This is a genomic window from Filimonas lacunae, assembly GCF_002355595.1.
In the GTDB taxonomy this organism is placed as follows: Bacteria; Bacteroidota; Bacteroidia; order Chitinophagales; family Chitinophagaceae; genus Filimonas; species Filimonas lacunae.
Map to the genome: position 1 here is coordinate 3,794,396 of NZ_AP017422.1, position 17,440 is coordinate 3,811,835.

The window sequence follows — 17,440 nt, forward strand, 5'->3', positions numbered from 1 at the left end:
ATTTGCTTTGGTAGAAAAATGAAAGTTAAGGGTTTTATGATGAAACAACGATATTGCGCTTTAGAAACAGCAGCACGAACGACAAAAGAATGAACAAAACATACATGAATTGGAGCGGTGGCAAAGATTCTTCTTTATGCCTGTTACAAGTGTTACGGAACAAACAATACCACGTAGGCACACTGCTTACCAGTGTTAATGCCACACACGATCGCATCTCTATGCACGGCGTTCGCAGAAGCCTGCTTATGCAGCAGGCCCGGGCCATGAACCTTCCCCTGACCACTATTGAATTGCCGGAACAGCCTTCTATGGAAACATACGAAGCTATATTAATGGAGAAGATACACCAGCTGCAACACGATCGATATACACATGCTTTGTTTGGAGACATTTTCCTGGAAGACTTAAAACAATACCGCGAAGCACAATTGGCCCGTGCAGGCATCACAGGCGTTTTTCCTTTATGGAAAAGAGATACACGCGAGTTGATGCAGGAGTTTATACAAGCAGGCTTCAAGGCCATAGTAGTTTGTGTGAACGAACAATACCTTGACAAAAACTTCTGTGGACGAATGATAGATGAATCATTTGTACGTGATCTGCCACCCCATGTGGATATATGTGGCGAAAACGGAGAATATCATTCTTTTGTATTTGACGGGCCATTGTTTATGCATCCAATAACCTGCACCCTTGGCGAAACCGTATATCGCCAATACCCAGCCCCTGAATCAGACAATAATACCACCCAACAGTATGGCTTTTACTTTTGCGATCTTTTGCCAGCTGAATAAACATTAAGGTTTGTAGTAGCGAACGGTGAAATTGAAAGTATTTATCGCTGGTAAATCCATCCGACCCTAACGCTTTTTATACTGCTTAAATAACCATTGCGGCACCTGGTTAGATAACAATAGCGGAATGGTAATCACATTGTGATCCAGCTGGGTATAAGTAGTAAAAAGCAACTGCCTGTTGTGTGGCATGGCTTCAAATAGCTGCCGGCTTCCGATGTATGGATTTTCATCGTCCTTTTGTCCATGAATTAACCATACAGGCTTAGTGCTAACAGCCGCAATATTAGAAAAATCAGGTACTGCCGCTACCGACACCATGGCTGCAAATAGTTCAGGCGCCAGGCTCATCAGGTTTTGCGCCGTAGAGCCCCCCATTGAATAGCCAACCAGGTAAATACGGGCGGGGTCAATATCTTTATATTCCTCCTGCACCTGTTTTATCAGTGCCAGTAACAACCATACATCTGAAGAAGGTATAGATACTAATGTATGACGCAAACTATCCTCCTGGTAGTTAGAAGAACGGGTAGTAAACTGCGGAGCCAGCACGTAAGCTTTATACTTCCACCTGATATCATCCCGTAACCATATACGGGCCATAGGCTCCAGCTGTTTTTCATTATCATCCCCTATCCGGGAAGAATTATGAAGCGTGATAATAAGCGGATATTTATTGTTAGCAGCTACATCAACAGGCGTCAAAAGCCGGTAGTGGAGCAAACTATCGTTCTGATAATAGGTTTGCTTTATATAGTCAGTGGCTGGTAAACTGTTTAAAGCGCTTCGGGTGCGGGCAGCTGTAAGGCTATCAGGCAAAGTGTTATCAATAGTAGTTCGCTGGGCCCAACCACTAAGGGAGAATATCATTGCTACAAACAATAAACAACTGTGTAAGGCTTTCATACGATTATAGTATTGAGTAGAAGCGGAAAGATAAGTGTTTTTAGTGTGCCCCCGGTTTACAAGGCATTTTTCGTTACTTTGCCATACATACCAGGTAGTATTTTATGAAAAAGTCAGAGGCTACACGATTCATGATTTTACAAAAGGCATTTGAGCTGATCTATTTAAAAGGCTATAAATCCACCAGTATTGACGACATAATAGCCACCACGCAGGTAACCAAGGGAGCTTTCTTTTATCACTTTAAAAGTAAAGACGAAATGGGGCTGGCCATTATCAATGAAATCATGACTCCCACCCTCACCAGCAGCTTTATAGAGCCTTTACAAAAAGAAGCGAATCCATTAGACGCCATTTACAAACTAATGTATCACCTGCTGATAAAAAATGATTTTTTAAAAGTAGAGTTTGGTTGCCCCGCCGCCAACTTCACACAGGAAATGACGCCCTGGAACGAAGAGTTTAGCAAAGCACTGGACAAGCTCACCAAAGAATGGACAAAGGTAATGGTAGACGTTATTGAAAAAGGGAAGAAAGACGGATTCATCAGGGCCGATGTCAACGCAAAACAAGTCACCTCTTTTGTAATGTCGGGCTACTGGGGTATCCGGAATTTTGGAAAACTGGAAAACAATAAAAGCGTTTACCAGCCTTATTTGAAAGAATTAAAAAACTACCTGCGCAGCCTGCAATAATTTTTTTCACCAAAAACATACCAATTAGTATGTAATTATTTTACTTTTACATTGCAGAAGTAAAATAACAATGTATCAACTACTCACTTTTCTCCACTCATTTGTTCGATGGCTGGTGGTAATAAGCCTGGCATATGCAGTGTACAGAGCCTTCAAAGGCTATATCCGAAAAGCTGCTTTTACTAAAACAGACAACCTGGTACGGCACTGGACTGCCACCATTGCCCATATTCAATTAGTAATAGGCATGCTTCTGTATTTTCGCAGTCCGGCCATTCAATATTTCCGGTCGCATTTCCACGAAGCGGTACGAATTACAGACATAGCCTTCTTTGGCATATATCATGCAGGCTGCATGCTACTCGCTATTGTTATTATCACTATAGGATCAGCATTGGCCAAGCGAAAAAAAGACGATAAACAGCAATTCAAAACCTTGCTTACCTGGTATGCTATAGCACTGGCAATCATTTTCATAGCCATTCCCTGGCCTTTTTCCCCCTTTGCCAGCCGCCCCTACTTCAGATAAAACCCCTATTCATATGCTTCAATTATTTAGCACAAAAATTGGCAGGCTACGTATTATTGGTATACTGGAAGGTATTTCATTACTGACACTGTTGTTTGTTGCCATGCCCATGAAATACCTGTTACACAATCCGGATGCTACGCGAGTACTGGGTGCTGTTCACGGCGCTATTTTCCTGCTGTTTGTATTCAACACACTCAGCGTAGGCGTTGAGCAAAACTGGAAATTTAAAACCACCACCTGGAAGGTGCTGATAGCCTGCATTATTCCCTTCGGCACTTTTTATATAGACAAACACATTTTAAGTAAACTGGAACAGCAATAATGAAAACAGCCATAATAATAACAGGCATACTGCTGCTGGTGTATATATCCTACCGCGCCTATCGTATTGCCACACTGGATAAGGGACTGAACAGCTTACTGGCCAAAGGCGCAATTATCCTGGACGTAAGAACAGAACAGGAATACAAAACAGGTCATATCAACGGATCGCTGAACATTTCACTTGGCACTTTACGGGAAAGATATGTAGAACTCGATTCCGGAAAAACATATATCACCTGCTGCAGTCATGGGTTAAGAAGTGTAAAAGCAGAAAATATTTTAAAAGAAAGAGGATTTAAAAAAGTATACAACGGCGGCGCATGGAGCGATCTGGAAAAACTGATAAAAAAAGGCAATTAAAAGAACAACCATCCGGAAGCCGTTCTATAATAATACGATATATGGTCAGTATGTGATTTTGTTGTAAAATGCACCTCTCAACAACAACTATGGCATTAAAAGTAATTATTACCGGGGCAACCGGAATGGTAGGCGAAGGCGTTTTGTTAGAATGCGTGCAAAACGACAACATTTCTGAAATACTGTTAGTAGGCCGCAAATCTTATGGCCAGTCACTTCCCAAAACACGGGAGTTGATAGTAAAAGACTTTTGGGAAATTGGTCACCATACAGATACTTTACAAGGCTATGATGCCTGCTTTTATTGTGCCGGCGTTAGCGCCATGGGCAAGAATGAAGCGGACTATACCTACATCACTTACGATACCACTTTATACTTTGCCAAAACGCTGGCAACCCTCAACTCCAATATGGTGTTCACCTTCGTTACCGGCTGGGGAACCGATAGCACCGAAAAAGGAAAAAGTATGTGGGCTCGTGTAAAGGGCAAAACGGAGAATGATTTAATGCAATTACCTTTCAAAGGCCAGTATAACTTCAGGCCCGCTGGCATGAAACCTGTAAAAGGCCAGAAAAACGTTCGCTGGTTCTTTAAGCCATTGATCAGTATCTTTTCGCTGATAGCACCTTCCGGGATGCTGAGTCTGCATGAAGTAGGGAAAGCAATGATCAATGCAGTGTTAAAGGGTTATCCCAAACAGGTATTAGAGGTTAAAGATATCCGGCAACTAGGGGCTTAACAAAAGCCGCTTTCCTGCTTATATTCTGCTGTATTTATACTCATACAACGCCTTCCCCAATATCTGTAGCAGCAATAAACGTTTCAAGTTGTCTTTTTTAGATAAATAAGTAAGTATCGGGTATTTCTTTAAGATAATGGCCTTTAGCGTTAAGCTATTTTTCAGGAATAGTTAAGGTCACTGATACATACAAAATATCAACTATTAAAAAGCAGTTATAAGTAATCGGCACCTATTGCGGGTATCAGAAAGCGTACTACTTTCACATTGCAAAGCGCAATAAGCAGCTAAGTAAATAACAAAAAAGATTACACTACCTTATTATAAACTAGGTGTTTTTCATAGGTTAGCAAACGGCCCGCTTTGTCTAAAGCCAGGGCCTATTTTTTAAAAACTTTTCCCTCCGCCTAATCGGTTTTATCAATAGATGTTATAGAAAAATACCGTTTACCCATATTCTCCTTGTGCCGGACCTTTGCTGTACCAATTATGATTACGCAGTCACTGGCACATACAATCTCTATAGTACCGAAGAGAAGGAAAGCAGAAGCGAAAACCTTGCGGTATACTTACATCAACACCAGCATTTTTTTATCAGGCCTTTCGGTGTTTGCACAGCTCTATGTGTTTCAGCCATTGCTCCCACTGGTGTGTAAGCAGTTTAGTGTTACACCAGCACAAAGCAGCTACACCGTCTCGGCTTCTACACTTGGCGTAGGCATCGGACTGTTTATTCTTTCTTTTAAAGCCGATGAGTTACATCGTAAGCAGCTAATGGGCTTTTCCATGATTATTTCGGCTTTGCTTACCATCAGCACGGCATTCGTACACAACTTTCCTTTACTGGTATTCATCAATGCCTGCAAAGGCATAGCACTGGCCGGCGTTACGGGGGTGGCGCTGGCTTACTTGTCCGAAGAAATCAGTGCGGCAGCCATTGGCCGTGCTATCAGCCTGTACCTGAGCGGTAATGCTATTGGCGGCATGGCCGGGCGTATAGAAGCTACTTTACTGGCAGGTTGGCTCAACTGGCGTTGGGCAATGGGGCTTATTGGCCTTAGCAGCCTGGTAATAGGGATAGTGTTTGTAAAGCTGTTGCCCGCATCCCGCCATTTTGTTCCCGCAAAGGCTGGTTTTAAAGTAAAATGGCAACAGATAGGGCAGTTTAGCCGGCATCCGGTAATGCTGCGTTACTACATTACAGCTGCCTGCATTATGGGCACATTCGTAAGCGTATATAACTATCTGGGCTTTAGGCTGGAAGCACCTCCTTTTTCCCTGCCACATTACATTATTGCCAGTGTGTTTCTCATGTATACCATTGGCGTAGTGGGTACTATGGTGGCCGGTAAATGGAGCGATAAGGTAGCCCCTCAGCAATTAATAAGACTATTTATCCTGTTTCTGGCAGGTGGACTGCTGGCCATGCTATCGGGCAACCTGGTAGTGCTGGTGTGTGGATTAGGATTGGTTACGTTTAGTTTCTTTGCCGGCCACACTATGGCCAGTCGCATCATTGCCCAAACCGCCCAACATAATAAAAGCACCGCAACGGCGCTATACTGGTTGTTTTATTACATAGGTTCCTCTATTATAGGAAGTGGTAGTGGCGTATTGTTATCCGGCCAGGGTTGGACCGTATTCATCCTTTTACTGCTGGCAATTGCGTTGTTACTACAATTGCTGGTATACCCCAGGAAACCTACAGCTTAATACGATCCCTGTTTACATCATGATACAACAATACTGACCAGTTTTCATCACGCGCTTCTTTCTCCCACTGCAAACGTAGTTCCATAGCTGTTTTGCCATCGTAGTCGTTTTTCCAGGCGGCATGATATTTCAGGTAATATGCCTGTGGCAGGTTATCTCCTCCATAAAAGGTGGTTCCTTCATTGTTCCTTATCCAGAATACCTGGTGAAAAGGCGTATGCCCGCCTACTACCTGGTAAGTGATCTCTCCATTAATAAAGCCCTCCGTTTCCTCCATCCAATGCACCTTGTATTGCTGTGGCAACTGCATCAGCAAAGACTGGTTATAAGAAGGGTTTCCTTCCTGCGTGCGGGCAAAAGCATATTCTTTACTGTTAACGTATATAGTAGCGTTGGGAAAAAGCGGGATACCGTTAGTATGGTCTTTATGCAAGTGCGATAGCAGAATGCGGGTCACCTGCTCCGGCTGTATACCCGCTTCGTGTAAAGCATTGTAAATGCAAGGCTGCCCATCAACCATACTTCCTAATCCGGTGTCCAGCAGTATCACTTCCCCTTCCGATAACACCACAAAAGGTGTTACACTTACTTTTACCGCCTGTTTCTCATTCGCCAATTCAGCCACATCCAGTCTGCCAAACTGCTTTCCCGATCCTAGTCTAAAAATACCTTCACTTGCGCTTATTATATTCATATTACTATCCTCATATGCCCTAACGGGCGGCCTTGCTAAAAACAGATCAAAGTTCTTTAACTATGCTTACTTTCGTAAATGCTATTTTTCAATAACGCTTATTGATAAAACCGATTTACCCATGGAGCTGCGGCAATTGAAATATTATATCAAGGCAAAGGAACTGGAAAATTTTTCAGAAGCCGCAGAACAGCTTTTCATTAGTCAAAGTACCCTTTCGCAGCAGATAAAACAACTGGAAAACGAGCTGGGCACCCCACTTTTTCACCGGGTGGGCAAGCGCGTACATCCCACAGAAGCCGGCATACGCTTTTACGATTATGCCCTGCAATGCCTGCATAAAGCCAACGATGGCTTTCAGATGGTGCAGGATCTGGGCCAGATAAAAACCGGCAAACTGCATATAGGCTGCTCTTATGGCCTAAAACACGTGCTGGCGCCGGCAATTGTAGCCTTTGCCCGCACCTACCCCAATATTCACATACAGGTAAGTTTTGGCACTTCTAAAGAGATTACCGACCGCCTTTTTAGTTTTGAACTGGATTTTGTACTCACTTTTGAGTTTGATTCCATTCACCCGGAAATGAACTACCAGCCCCTGTTTACCTCCGGCTTGCGCCTGTTAACCTCTCACACCTCTGAAATAGCCCACCGTTCCAGTGTAACATTAGCCGATATTCAACAGTTACCGCTGGCACTTCCGGCACATGGTTATGCCACCCGGCATTTTATTGATCAGCTGTTTACCAGCCACCAGCTTACCCCGCAGGTAAACCTGGAAATTAACGACATACCCACCCTGCTGGAACTGGTAAACACCGGCCACTGGCACACCATACTTACCCAAACCACCGCGAATGGGCAGCCACAGTTTACTGCCATCCCTATTGAAGGAGTAAATATTGTGCAACAGGCAGCTATCATCTCTTTAAAAGCAGCTTACCAGAAACAAAGCGCCAAAGCTTTCCAGGAGATATTGATACACCAGTAGCCTGTCCCAATAAAAAAGGAGCTTCCTGTAGAAAGCTCCCTTTAAACCACTAAAGGCCTGCTTATTTATTCGCTACTTTTCTATAGCGCATGTTTAAATCAAAGAGGTAATTAGTTTCGTCGCCCAATACCTGCCTGGTAAGCAAACCAGTGGTAGCATCATAAGTATTATGTACCACGTACGACTCCGGATCCATCCCCTGGAAGTTTATACTCACTTTGCTTAATACATTCACACTGGAAGTTATCAGCAATCCGTCAAACTGATCCCAGCACATAGGTACCTGCATATAAGGATTTTTACGGAAAAACTCCAGCAAACTATTCGCATGCGTATCATACTCAAATGTATACTTGTCGGTAAAATCAGTTCTCACATTACCATTATATTCATAATAGTAATGATGGGTAAAATCTGTAAGATTATCATTGCTGAATGTGAGCTTATAAGCATCAACTGTTTTAGCCAGCTCCACGATAAGCGAATCCATTACCCAGGTGGTTAATGCGCCATTACTATTAAACTGCATTTTGTAGGTAAAGTCTGGCACACCAACCTCATAAAATCGCATAAGAGCAACAGTTCCATTTAAGCCGTATAAGAGCGAATCGGTATATTCCAACTTACCATTAGCTATGGTATAATACTGTACACTTTTACACTGCCCACTGATATTGTATCTAAAATCCATACGTGTTCCGTATGCACTATTCACACTTTGGCAAAATACGGTTGCCAGTGTATTATCATCATTGTACACAAAACTATCTAAGGGAGTGGCTCCGTTATAAATAACAACAGGCATATATACAGAATCTGCCTTAGTAGATACGGCATCACTGTTTTTGCTACAGGAAGCGCCCACAAACGAAAAAAACAATACAATAGCGCTGTTGCGCAAGAAGGAAGTTATCATATTCACTGTTTAATAAGGGATTCAGCTATTTTATTTCTTAGCCACTTTTTTATACTTAAATGAAAAAGTAGCATATTCATTAGTATCATCACCAATTTGCTGCTTCACAAGTGTACCGGTTGCATTATCATACGTGTTGTTTACAGGATAGCTTTTAGTTTCACTTCCGGAATAAGTGGGGCTAAACTTAGCTAATTCATTAGCACTGGCAGTAAACAGGAATGTTTCAATCTGGTAATAGCCTAACAGCACCTGTATAAAAGGGTTTTTATGATAAAACTCCAGCCAGCTATTTGCACGCTGATTATACTCAAAGGCAAAACTGCTGGTATAATTGCTTTCCACCGCTCCACCATCCTCTAAATAATAGTTAGTGGAGTATTGCGTAAGATTATTATTAGCAAAGGTAAAGTTGGCGGTCAGCGTTTGCTTATACCCACCATCCCTTTTCACGGTGTCCTGCGCAAGAGAAACAACAGCTCCATTGCTATTGAATTTCACCTTCACGGCATACTCTATAGGGCGCCCCTGTGAGGGATAATAAGAGCTGAATGCGATGGAACCATCTGCGGCATACACCAGGGTATCCACCTGTGCCAACTGGGATTCGTTTCCTAAATAATAAAACACACGCTTACATTTCCCTTCACTATTATATTCAAAATTCATGTGATTTTGATAGGTACGGCCATTATAGGCAGTAGCTACCGTGTTATCATTATTGTAAACAAAACTATCCAAAGGAGCATCACCATCGTAAATAACCGTAGGCATGTACACAGAATCAGCCACCTGGGGGGCTGCATTGTCGTTGTTTTTGTTGCAAGAGGTAGCAAAAACCAGCAAACCTAATGCGATAGCACAGTTGCGGTAAAAAGAATATAACATTATCTGAGTTTTGCGGCGAAGTTATCTGCCCGGAAATACAATACTTGTAACTATTGTTACATTTTCCATAGCGCTACAGCTTCCCTATACAAAGAAAAACAGAGATAAAAAACGCTTGTTTTTGGAATATTGAAATTCTTATATTTACTACCTGTAGTATGAGAGAACCAACACCAGAAGCTGTAAAGCAGATATTTGACCGCTATTTTCCAGCCAACGTGCGCATATGGGAATCTTTCGCCGAAAAGCTCAAAACCATCGCATATGCACGTAACGAAATCATCAAACCCTGTAACGGAAAAGAAAACCACCTCAACCTGCTGATAAAAGGCTCAGTAGCTTTATATGTATGCGGAGAGGATACAGAAACCTGTATTCATCTTTGCTACGAGAACGATATATTCTCTGATTACCTTTCTTTTCTTAGAGGCACGGGCACTCCCATTCAGTCAGTAGCATTGGAAGAAACCGTGGTATGGGCTATTCATAAAAACGATTTACAGGAATTATATACCCGTTCCACTGCCGGAGTGCATATAGGTAAAGCTATTGCGGAGGTGTTATATATCCGCAAGCAAACCGAACAGATAAAACTGCTTACCCTTTCGCCACAGGAACGCTATCTGCAACTGTTACAGGAAAAACCGGAAGTATTACAACGCACACCACTGAAAATTGTAGCCAGTTTTCTGGGTTTAACAGCAGAAAGTGTAAGCAGGATAAGAAAACGGATTGGTAAATAAGCCTTTATAGTTCTTACCCAAAGTCAATTTTTACGGAGAACGGGCATATTATGTTTGCATAACAATTCAAAACTATGTTTAAGAAAATTCCAGTAGCCGCCCTTATCGTGTTTTATGTGATCGCTTTAGGTATCCGTTACCTCGTTACTAAAACCGACCTGTTACATACAGATAATTTCTTTTTACAAACCATTTTGCGTGGTTCTGGCACCACCATTGGCGCATTAATAGCAGCGGCTATATTTGGCATCAAAATTCAGTTAACACCTAAAGGAAAATTCCCTAACCTACTGATAACTATCATATTGTACTGGGTATTTCCTATTATTATATTACTTATTTATCCACTATTCACTACCACAATGGAGTCTGCAACCGGTGCTTTTGCGCTGTTACTATATGCTTTACTCGAAGAAATTGGATGGCGTGGCTTTTTACGTCCGTTACTGGCACAGGCAGGCGTATCTAAATTCGCCAATATTGTAATCGTATCCATATTATGGTATTTCTGGCACCTGAATTTCGGTTTCTCTACCGGCCACCTTGTTTTCTTTGCTTTATTGCTGGTGGGTAGCTGGGGCATTGGCGCGGTAGCAGACAAAACAGGATCATTCCTGGCAGTAGCTGCTTTTCATTCCTTAAATAATATTCACCAGGCAGCAGTACCACGCAACGTATCTGACACGGTACCATTGGTTATTTTATTTGCAGTATGGTTAGCAAGTGTGTTGCTGTTTGATAAATTTACCAGGCGTGAAAAAACACAGGTAGCGGCTACGACTATCTGATGTACCTGTATGAATAATCAACTTTCTTATACATAAACAAAATCCGGTTTGCATGATGCAAACCGGATTTTTTATAGCTACTCATCGCCGAACCACTTTTTTGCCTAACAGCGTAGACTCACCAACAAATGGATCTTAGGTGTAGCCATCGGGCAATTTATATACTCTTCATTACCCGGCAAGGGTTGCCTACGGCCACCACATTCGCCGGAATGTTTTTAGTTACCACGCTACCTGCACCTATTACGGTATTATCACCTATAGTTACACCAGGCAATACCGTTACACCAGCGCCAATCCACACATTATTTCCTACCCGTATAGGATACGCATACTCCAGTCCCTTATTACGCTGTGGTACATCCAGGGGATGCCCTGCTGTATAAAACCCGCAATTGGGTGCTATAAACACATTATCGCCAAAAGTTACTTTTGCACCGTCTAGTATTACGCAGTTTACATTAGCGTAAAAGTTTTCGCCTATTTCAATATTGTAGCCATAATCGCAGTAGAATGGCTGCTCTATTAAAAACGTTTGCCCGGTTTTGCCCAATAGTTCACGAAGTAATGTTTCGCGCTCTGCTTTAGCGGCAGGAGGTAGCTGGTTATAGGTATAACACTGCATTTTTGCCACATCTCTTTCCTGTATCAGTGCTACATCAAAATTAGCGTCGTACAACGCTCCTGCCTGCGCCTTTTCTTTTTCTGTTTTCATAGTATCGGTGCTTTATGGATACGTAATAGTAAAATTATTGCTTCTCAGTTCGTCCAGCGTCAAATGATATTCTTTCAGTATAGTGTAGGCAGTATTCAACGAGTCACAGTTGTAATAAGCACCATCGTACTTATAAGTGGCTGGATCAAGCAGGTAAAAATCTAATATTTTACCGCCGGCCAACCCGTTTTCCAAACAAGAACGGGTTCCTGATTTATCTTCTGCGCCTGGCGCTATCTTTTGACCATCCAGCCGACATTGAACAGTATCAAAGGGAATATAAGATTGATAAGCCAGGATAACCGTATCCGGCGATTCGTTACGAAAGAGGATATTCTTATGGCAGTTCTCCCCTTCTTTCTGACAATCGGCTGATATCAGGGGAGCGGTCAGTAATAACAGGTACAGTATCCGTTTCATAGATCTTTTATGTGCTTCATTGAAAAAAGGGTTTTCCTGGTTTCCGGCAATGAATATACAGGATTATGAAAGCCCCAACACCATCTGCTACAGCAGAAAAGACTTATTCATAAAAAAAACGGGTTGTGTTATACAACCCGGCTTCCACCTATTTTTTAGTACCAGTATCACCACAAAGCGAAACCCTGTTTACTAATGTAGCTTCACTAATAAACTTATCATAAGTGTAACCGGCCGGCAGTGTAAATTCAGTACTATCCTGGTTTAAATAAAAAGGTACAAAATTACAGGCAGGGTTTGCAAAACCCCTTACCAGCACCACCTTGCTATCCCATTGATAGGTAGCAATAAAGGGGTCACACGTACAATCAAAACCCGGACAAATTATGATTGATGGCTCATTCTTTGCACCTTCCTTTGAACAGGCAACAAAAGCAAACAACGCTATTACAAACATTGAAATTTTACGCATATGGCATTTTTACAGGTATGAAAACCCAATCAGGAAAAACATTGCATGAGCCTGAAAAAATAATTTATATATTCCCCCCGAACCTATCAACACACACTATTTTCTCTCCGGATACAATCCCGTCACAGATAGTTTCGGTTATTATTCACCAACTACTTCTGTTAAAAATCACAGAAAAGTGTACTCATTAATCATTTTCTTCGTTTACCAGAACACCTGCTATACCTAAGCGGGCATACAACCTTAAAACTCTTATATGACAATCAGATTACTTTGTGTATTGCTTTTTATTGCCTGTGTAACAGGCTGTGAAACACTGAACGACCAACACGCATCTACAGCCGACAGCACGCACACATCCTTTGTTCACCCACCACTTCCAAACGTTCAGGTGCCTTTTGTGGAATATACAGTGGATGCCACCCGTGGCGACACACTTGTTTCTCCATCAGGTGGCCTCCTTTTATTTCCCCCTAATGCCTTTATCGACGCTGCTGGTAAAATAATAACAGGAGCCATACATATTAAATACAGAGAATTTACCAAACCCCTGGATTTTTACCTGTCCGGCATACCTATGCACTACGATTCGGCAGCGCAAACCTTCCAGTTTATCTCTGGTGGCATGTTTGAAATGCTAGCCTTTTCCAACCATCAGCCTGTAGTTGTAAACCCAGCCGCAAAACCAGAGGTTATGCTCCCTGCCATCAGTAAGAATAGCCAATACAATGCTTACTACTTAGATACCGTAAAACAAAACTGGATATATCAGGGCAGTGCTACACTTGTTGATGTAAGCGTATCGCATAGCACAACCACAACAACCGCTGCCGCAACGATCACCAATATAAATCCCTTACTGTTATTACCACCAGCAAAAGCCAGCGGTAAAAATCCTGTTATCTCTGTCAAAATAGATCCTTCTTCTTTCAAAGAATTACAGGTATATAACAACCAGAAATTTCAATTGGCAGATGGGGAGTCCTTTCATGCGCAGGATGCAGCCGAAGCGTGGACCTATGTACAGGTAAAGGAAAAAAGCAACAATGGTTTGTATACTATTCAGTTCAGCAATGCACATAAAACAGTTACCTATCAGGCCAAACCTGTTTTGGAAGGTGCTGATTACGAAGCAGCCATGGCGGTATTTAAACAAAAGCAGCAGGAGCAGGAACAGCTGAAACAGGAAAGGCTACAACAGCTTGCGCAGCAAAAGGCTAAACTAATTCAGGATTCAATTGAACACTCACGCCTGATCGCAGAAGATTATAAACGGATAGAAAAGCTGATACGTGAATCTGAAGAAAAGATAAGGCTGGCGCAGGAAAAAAAGCTAAAGACAGCACAATTGAAAAAGCCCGTAGCTCCTGCCGTATTATCACCTTTAGCCAGCGCTTATATACATATGCCCGTTCCCTCCCTGGGCATTTGCAACTTTGATGCGCGGTATAATTATTCTCCGCTAAAAATAGAGCTGGATGCTGATTTCGTGGATACAGCCGGAAAACCATTACCCTTACAATCAGTAGAGGTACTAACAGTTACCCCCATAGGAACGATACCTGCGCAACAGGATACAAAGCTGGTGATAGAACCAGGATACGATTATGTAATCATTGGCTCATTCCAGGAGCAACTATTTTATACTTCTGCCACTGATACTCAAAAATTGCAACTGACCAGTAAAACGTACAAACAAACGTTTATAATGAAGCAGCAGGTTATAAAGCCGGCCAACGAAACACTAACCAACCAATATCCGGAAATAGAAAAAGTTCTTTATCAAAAACTGGGCTTATAAATAATATTCTTCCATATTTACCTTTTCTGCGAAAGCCGTGCTTCCCTGTAAGCATGGCTTTTCTATTCCACCACCGCAAACGGCCATAGTCACTGTAGTTTTTACGTATATTGTATGCCCTAACAATTGCCTGGCATGAAACCAATCAAACGCTCCCACCACCATCCCTGTTCTGCTATCAGCAGGTTACCATACACATCTCCGGCAAATAGTATCGAACATCCGGCATATACCTGGCTAAAACCATCAGCAGCACAGGCTTTTTTTACGGAAGCGAATATTGGCAAATGCATAAGCTCAATGAGCATCTGCCATAAAGCCAATACAATATTCCTACATTAGCCCCGCTGCTGTGAATACTGCTGCAAAACAGCACTATTCACAGCACCTTATCCATTATACAGCATAAGCACATCATATGAAAAGAAGGTTTTTGATCGTACTCGTTGCAGGTTGTTTCACGTATGGCCTGCCTGCTCGCTCCCTGGCACAAAACCAGCTGAAGCTTTGGTATACCCGACCAGCCGAAAAATGGACGGAAGCCCTGCCTGTGGGCAATGGCCGTATGGGGGCCATGATATTTGGCAATCCTGTGAATGAGTTGCTGCAGTTAAACGAAGCTACGTTCTGGAGCGGCGGCCCGGTAAAAGGGGAAGTAAACCCCAAAGCGGCCTCTTTCCTCGGTCCTGTTCGCAAGGCATTGCTGGAGCAGGAAGATTACGAACAGGCCAACAAACTCGTCAAAAACATACAGGGCGTATACACCCAGTCGTTTCTTCCGCTGGCCGATCTCAGGTTGCAACAAAACATCGGCAACAGCTCTTACACGCAATACACACGCGACCTTTCCATTGACAATAGCATCGCTACCGTTCAGTTCACTGCCGGTGGGGTTACCTATAAAAGAGAAATAATAGCCTCTTTTCCTGGCAAGGCTATTATAATGCGTTTAACGGCCAGTCAGCCCGGTAACATCAGTTTCACCACCAGTTTAAACAGCCAGGTGCATTATACACTGGCGAAAGATGGCAGCAATGGACTTATCCTCACTGCAAAAGCGCCCGCACAGGCCGATCCCAATTATGTAAAGTATAACAAAGAACCCGTGATATATGAAGACAGTAATCATTGCAAAGGCATGACAGGTGTAGTACAAATAAAGGCGGTACTGAAAGGTGGCGCTTCCCGTGCAGACACATCCGGTATTACGGTTACCAATGCCAATGAAGTATTGCTGATTATTACCGCCGCTACCAGTTACAACGGATTTAATAAATGTCCCGACAGCGAAGGCAGAAACGCGGCACTCCTTTGCAAAAACGCTATGCAGGCAGCCAGCAGCCAGTCATGGCAGGCATTGCTGGCTACACATTCGGCCGATTATCACCGCTACTTTAACCGGGTGGAGTTACAGGTGGGCGCCAGCAACACTGCTGCTACCCAACTGCCCACTAATGAAAGGCTGCTGGCATTCAGTAACGGCGCTACCGACCCCGAACTGGAAACCCTGCTTTACCAGTACGGCCGTTACCTGCTTATCAGCGCATCCCGTCCCGGCGGTGTACCTGCCAACCTACAGGGCATCTGGAACCAGCTGTTACGCGCCCCATGGAGCAGTAACTATACCATTAACATCAACACCCAAATGAACTACTGGCCCGCTGCCATTACCAACCTGGAAGAAATGGAATATCCTTTATTCGATTTCATTAAAACCCTGGCAGTAACCGGCAAAAACACGGCTAAAGAGTTTTATAACATGAAGGGCTGGGTTGCCCATCACAATACTGACATCTGGGCCATCAGTAACCCTGTAGGCAACATTGGCAAAGGCGATCCCAAATGGGCTAACTGGTATATGGGCGCTCCCTGGCTATGCCGTCACCTGTACGAACATTACCGTTTTACCAAAGACAAACGCTTTTTACAGGAAGCCTATCCCGTACTGAAAGGCGCAGCTGAATTCCTGGTCAACTTCCTGGTAGAAGACAAAAACGGCTACCTGGTAACTGCCCCTTCTTTTTCGCCGGAAAACGACTATATAGATGATAAAGGCAAACATGCCAACACTTCTATAGCCACCACCATGGACATGTCTATCATTCGCGATCATTTCCGTAACTGTATAGAAGCCGCACAGGAATTACATACCGACACTGCATTCCGCCAGTTACTGATTGCCAAGATGGCTAAATTATATCCCCTGCATATCGGACAAAAAGGCAACCTGCAGGAATGGTATAAAGACTGGGAAGATGTAGATCCGCATCACCGCCATGTAAGTCAATTATATGGATTACATCCAGGCCGCGAAATTTCGCCACTGAGCACACCCGAATTTGCGCAAGCCAGCAAAAAAACATTGGAGCTGCGTGGCGATGCCGGCACCGGTTGGAGCCTGGCCTGGAAAATCAACTTCTGGGCAAGATTGCTCGATGGAGATCACGCCTATAAACTGGTACGCGACTTGATGCGCGATGTAAGTGTTTCCAAAGGCGGCGGCCTATACCCCAACCTGTTTGATGCACATCCACCTTTCCAGATTGACGGTAATTTTGGAGCCACCTCCGGCATGACAGAAATGTTGCTGCAAAGTCATTTAGATCAGCTTCATCTATTACCGGCATTGCCCGCAGCCTGGGCCACAGGCAACGTAAAAGGCTTAAAAGCAAGAGGCGCATTCACGGTAGATATACAATGGAAAAACAACCTGCTGACAACAGCTACCATCACCTCTGCCAATGGCGGTAACTGTGTAATAAGAACAGCCAAACCCATTGCTATCAAAGGCATCAATGCCAGCTCTGTAGCAGAAGGTAACAGCTATCTCACCAGCTTTGATACCAAAAAAGGCGGTGTATATAACATCACAGCATTATAACCACAAAAAATAAAAAGCGCCTGCCCGGGAACGGGCGGCGCTATAACTAATCGTGCTGTATGAA

General features: G+C 43.2%; 20 protein-coding genes. 12 read left to right on the forward strand and 8 right to left on the reverse strand.

Annotated features, from left to right (window positions below; genetic code table 11):
* Positions 1 to 89: 89 nt before the first annotated feature.
* The gene (locus FLA_RS15035; RefSeq protein ID WP_076377920.1) at positions 90 to 797 is read left to right on the forward strand and encodes a Dph6-related ATP pyrophosphatase; all 708 of its coding nucleotides are present in this window, start codon (positions 90 to 92) and stop codon (positions 795 to 797) included.
* 66 nt (positions 798 to 863) lie between these two features.
* On the opposite strand, the gene FLA_RS15040 is transcribed toward FLA_RS15035, so the two are convergent.
* Positions 864 to 1,703 (reverse strand): carboxylesterase family protein, encoded by an 840-nt coding sequence (locus tag FLA_RS15040; protein ID WP_076377918.1) that lies wholly within the window; start codon positions 1,701 to 1,703, stop codon positions 864 to 866.
* Between the two features lie 104 nt (positions 1,704 to 1,807).
* Between FLA_RS15040 and FLA_RS15045 the strand changes: the two genes are divergently transcribed.
* The 6 genes from FLA_RS15045 to FLA_RS15070 all read left to right on the forward strand — a co-directional run bounded on the left by FLA_RS15045 (position 1,808) and on the right by FLA_RS15070 (position 6,067).
* Complete coding sequence (locus FLA_RS15045; protein WP_076377916.1) at positions 1,808 to 2,398, forward strand: TetR/AcrR family transcriptional regulator; 591 nt, start codon at positions 1,808 to 1,810, stop codon at positions 2,396 to 2,398.
* Positions 2,399 to 2,468: 70 nt separating this feature from the next.
* Positions 2,469 to 2,927: a hypothetical protein gene (locus FLA_RS15050; RefSeq protein ID WP_076377914.1), complete on the forward strand. Its 459-nt coding sequence runs from the start codon at positions 2,469 to 2,471 to the stop codon at positions 2,925 to 2,927.
* A 13-nt stretch (positions 2,928 to 2,940) separates the two neighbouring features.
* The gene (locus FLA_RS15055) at positions 2,941 to 3,252 is read left to right on the forward strand and encodes a DUF3817 domain-containing protein (RefSeq protein WP_076377912.1); all 312 of its coding nucleotides are present in this window, start codon (positions 2,941 to 2,943) and stop codon (positions 3,250 to 3,252) included.
* Complete coding sequence (locus FLA_RS15060; protein WP_076377910.1) at positions 3,252 to 3,614, forward strand: rhodanese-like domain-containing protein; 363 nt, start codon at positions 3,252 to 3,254, stop codon at positions 3,612 to 3,614. Before FLA_RS15055 ends, FLA_RS15060 begins: the two co-directional genes overlap by 1 nt.
* 89 nt (positions 3,615 to 3,703) lie before the next feature.
* Positions 3,704 to 4,354, forward strand: a complete 651-nt coding sequence (locus FLA_RS15065) for an NAD-dependent epimerase/dehydratase family protein (RefSeq protein ID WP_076377908.1) — start codon at positions 3,704 to 3,706, stop codon at positions 4,352 to 4,354.
* Positions 4,355 to 4,843: 489 nt separating this feature from the next.
* Positions 4,844 to 6,067, forward strand: coding sequence for an MFS transporter (locus tag FLA_RS15070; protein WP_076377906.1), 1,224 nt, complete (start codon positions 4,844 to 4,846; stop codon positions 6,065 to 6,067).
* Here the strand turns inward: FLA_RS15070 and FLA_RS15075 are convergent.
* Positions 6,057 to 6,761, reverse strand: a complete 705-nt coding sequence (locus FLA_RS15075) for an MBL fold metallo-hydrolase (RefSeq protein WP_076377904.1) — start codon at positions 6,759 to 6,761, stop codon at positions 6,057 to 6,059. The genes FLA_RS15070 and FLA_RS15075 overlap by 11 nt on opposite strands.
* 121 nt (positions 6,762 to 6,882) lie before the next feature.
* On the opposite strand from FLA_RS15075, the gene FLA_RS15080 reads away from it, so the two are divergent.
* Positions 6,883 to 7,752 (forward strand): LysR substrate-binding domain-containing protein, encoded by an 870-nt coding sequence (locus FLA_RS15080; RefSeq protein WP_076377902.1) that lies wholly within the window; start codon positions 6,883 to 6,885, stop codon positions 7,750 to 7,752.
* Between the two features lie 61 nt (positions 7,753 to 7,813).
* Here the strand turns inward: FLA_RS15080 and FLA_RS15085 are convergent, their stop codons facing one another.
* Both FLA_RS15085 and FLA_RS15090 read right to left on the reverse strand, forming a co-directional pair.
* Entirely contained in the window at positions 7,814 to 8,668 is an 855-nt protein-coding gene (locus tag FLA_RS15085) for a hypothetical protein (protein ID WP_076377900.1), read from the reverse strand.
* A 30-nt stretch (positions 8,669 to 8,698) separates the two neighbouring features.
* The gene (locus FLA_RS15090) at positions 8,699 to 9,556 is read right to left on the reverse strand and encodes a hypothetical protein (protein ID WP_076377898.1); all 858 of its coding nucleotides are present in this window, start codon (positions 9,554 to 9,556) and stop codon (positions 8,699 to 8,701) included.
* Positions 9,557 to 9,714: 158 nt separating this feature from the next.
* On the opposite strand from FLA_RS15090, the gene FLA_RS15095 reads away from it, so the two are divergent.
* Both FLA_RS15095 and FLA_RS15100 read left to right on the forward strand, forming a co-directional pair.
* Positions 9,715 to 10,299, forward strand: a complete 585-nt coding sequence (locus FLA_RS15095; RefSeq protein ID WP_076377896.1) for a Crp/Fnr family transcriptional regulator — start codon at positions 9,715 to 9,717, stop codon at positions 10,297 to 10,299.
* 74 nt (positions 10,300 to 10,373) lie between these two features.
* Positions 10,374 to 11,087, forward strand: coding sequence for a CPBP family intramembrane glutamic endopeptidase (locus FLA_RS15100; protein WP_076377894.1), 714 nt, complete (start codon positions 10,374 to 10,376; stop codon positions 11,085 to 11,087).
* 157 nt (positions 11,088 to 11,244) lie between these two features.
* Here the strand turns inward: FLA_RS15100 and FLA_RS15105 are convergent, their stop codons facing one another.
* The 3 genes from FLA_RS15105 to FLA_RS15115 all read right to left on the reverse strand — a co-directional run bounded on the left by FLA_RS15105 (position 11,245) and on the right by FLA_RS15115 (position 12,694).
* Positions 11,245 to 11,802, reverse strand: coding sequence for a sugar O-acetyltransferase (locus FLA_RS15105; protein ID WP_076377892.1), 558 nt, complete (start codon positions 11,800 to 11,802; stop codon positions 11,245 to 11,247).
* A gap of 12 nt (positions 11,803 to 11,814) precedes the next feature.
* On the reverse strand, positions 11,815 to 12,222 hold the full coding sequence (locus tag FLA_RS15110) for a hypothetical protein (RefSeq protein ID WP_076377890.1): 408 nt from the start codon (positions 12,220 to 12,222) through the stop codon (positions 11,815 to 11,817).
* A 148-nt stretch (positions 12,223 to 12,370) separates the two neighbouring features.
* A complete protein-coding gene (locus FLA_RS15115) occupies positions 12,371 to 12,694 on the reverse strand; it encodes a hypothetical protein (protein ID WP_096511049.1) in 324 nt (107 codons plus the stop codon).
* A gap of 256 nt (positions 12,695 to 12,950) precedes the next feature.
* Here FLA_RS15115 and FLA_RS15120 point away from each other — a divergent pair, with 256 nt between their 5' ends.
* Positions 12,951 to 14,495, forward strand: a complete 1,545-nt coding sequence (locus tag FLA_RS15120; protein ID WP_076377886.1) for a hypothetical protein — start codon at positions 12,951 to 12,953, stop codon at positions 14,493 to 14,495.
* Positions 14,496 to 14,614: 119 nt separating this feature from the next.
* Here the strand turns inward: FLA_RS15120 and FLA_RS31495 are convergent, their stop codons facing one another.
* Entirely contained in the window at positions 14,615 to 14,788 is a 174-nt protein-coding gene (locus FLA_RS31495; protein WP_159445083.1) for a hypothetical protein, read from the reverse strand.
* Between the two features lie 125 nt (positions 14,789 to 14,913).
* Between FLA_RS31495 and FLA_RS15125 the strand changes: the two genes are divergently transcribed.
* Complete coding sequence (locus FLA_RS15125) at positions 14,914 to 17,376, forward strand: glycoside hydrolase family 95 protein (RefSeq protein ID WP_076377882.1); 2,463 nt, start codon at positions 14,914 to 14,916, stop codon at positions 17,374 to 17,376.
* Positions 17,377 to 17,440: the final 64 nt, after the last annotated feature.

Excerpts from the sequence above, each read along its gene's own strand:
- FLA_RS15090 (WP_076377898.1), bottom strand. The coding sequence starts at position 9,556 with ATGTTATATTCTTTTTACCGCAACTGTGCTATCGCATTAGGTTTGCTG.
- FLA_RS15120 (WP_076377886.1), top strand. The coding sequence starts at position 12,951 with ATGACAATCAGATTACTTTGTGTATTGCTTTTTATTGCCTGTGTAACA.
- FLA_RS15105 (WP_076377892.1), bottom strand. The coding sequence starts at position 11,802 with ATGAAAACAGAAAAAGAAAAGGCGCAGGCAGGAGCGTTGTACGACGCT.
- FLA_RS15045 (WP_076377916.1), top strand. The coding sequence starts at position 1,808 with ATGAAAAAGTCAGAGGCTACACGATTCATGATTTTACAAAAGGCATTT.
- FLA_RS15070 (WP_076377906.1), top strand. The coding sequence starts at position 4,844 with ATGATTACGCAGTCACTGGCACATACAATCTCTATAGTACCGAAGAGA.
- FLA_RS15095 (WP_076377896.1), top strand. The coding sequence starts at position 9,715 with ATGAGAGAACCAACACCAGAAGCTGTAAAGCAGATATTTGACCGCTAT.
- FLA_RS15035 (WP_076377920.1), top strand. The coding sequence starts at position 90 with ATGAACAAAACATACATGAATTGGAGCGGTGGCAAAGATTCTTCTTTA.
- FLA_RS15075 (WP_076377904.1), bottom strand. The coding sequence starts at position 6,761 with ATGAATATAATAAGCGCAAGTGAAGGTATTTTTAGACTAGGATCGGGA.
- FLA_RS15080 (WP_076377902.1), top strand. The coding sequence starts at position 6,883 with ATGGAGCTGCGGCAATTGAAATATTATATCAAGGCAAAGGAACTGGAA.
- FLA_RS15100 (WP_076377894.1), top strand. The coding sequence starts at position 10,374 with ATGTTTAAGAAAATTCCAGTAGCCGCCCTTATCGTGTTTTATGTGATC.
- FLA_RS31495 (WP_159445083.1), bottom strand. The coding sequence starts at position 14,788 with ATGCATTTGCCAATATTCGCTTCCGTAAAAAAAGCCTGTGCTGCTGAT.
- FLA_RS15115 (WP_096511049.1), bottom strand. The coding sequence starts at position 12,694 with ATGCGTAAAATTTCAATGTTTGTAATAGCGTTGTTTGCTTTTGTTGCC.
- FLA_RS15110 (WP_076377890.1), bottom strand. The coding sequence starts at position 12,222 with ATGAAACGGATACTGTACCTGTTATTACTGACCGCTCCCCTGATATCA.
- FLA_RS15125 (WP_076377882.1), top strand. The coding sequence starts at position 14,914 with ATGAAAAGAAGGTTTTTGATCGTACTCGTTGCAGGTTGTTTCACGTAT.
- FLA_RS15085 (WP_076377900.1), bottom strand. The coding sequence starts at position 8,668 with ATGATAACTTCCTTCTTGCGCAACAGCGCTATTGTATTGTTTTTTTCG.
- FLA_RS15050 (WP_076377914.1), top strand. The coding sequence starts at position 2,469 with ATGTATCAACTACTCACTTTTCTCCACTCATTTGTTCGATGGCTGGTG.
- FLA_RS15040 (WP_076377918.1), bottom strand. The coding sequence starts at position 1,703 with ATGAAAGCCTTACACAGTTGTTTATTGTTTGTAGCAATGATATTCTCC.
- FLA_RS15065 (WP_076377908.1), top strand. The coding sequence starts at position 3,704 with ATGGCATTAAAAGTAATTATTACCGGGGCAACCGGAATGGTAGGCGAA.
- FLA_RS15055 (WP_076377912.1), top strand. The coding sequence starts at position 2,941 with ATGCTTCAATTATTTAGCACAAAAATTGGCAGGCTACGTATTATTGGT.
- FLA_RS15060 (WP_076377910.1), top strand. The coding sequence starts at position 3,252 with ATGAAAACAGCCATAATAATAACAGGCATACTGCTGCTGGTGTATATA.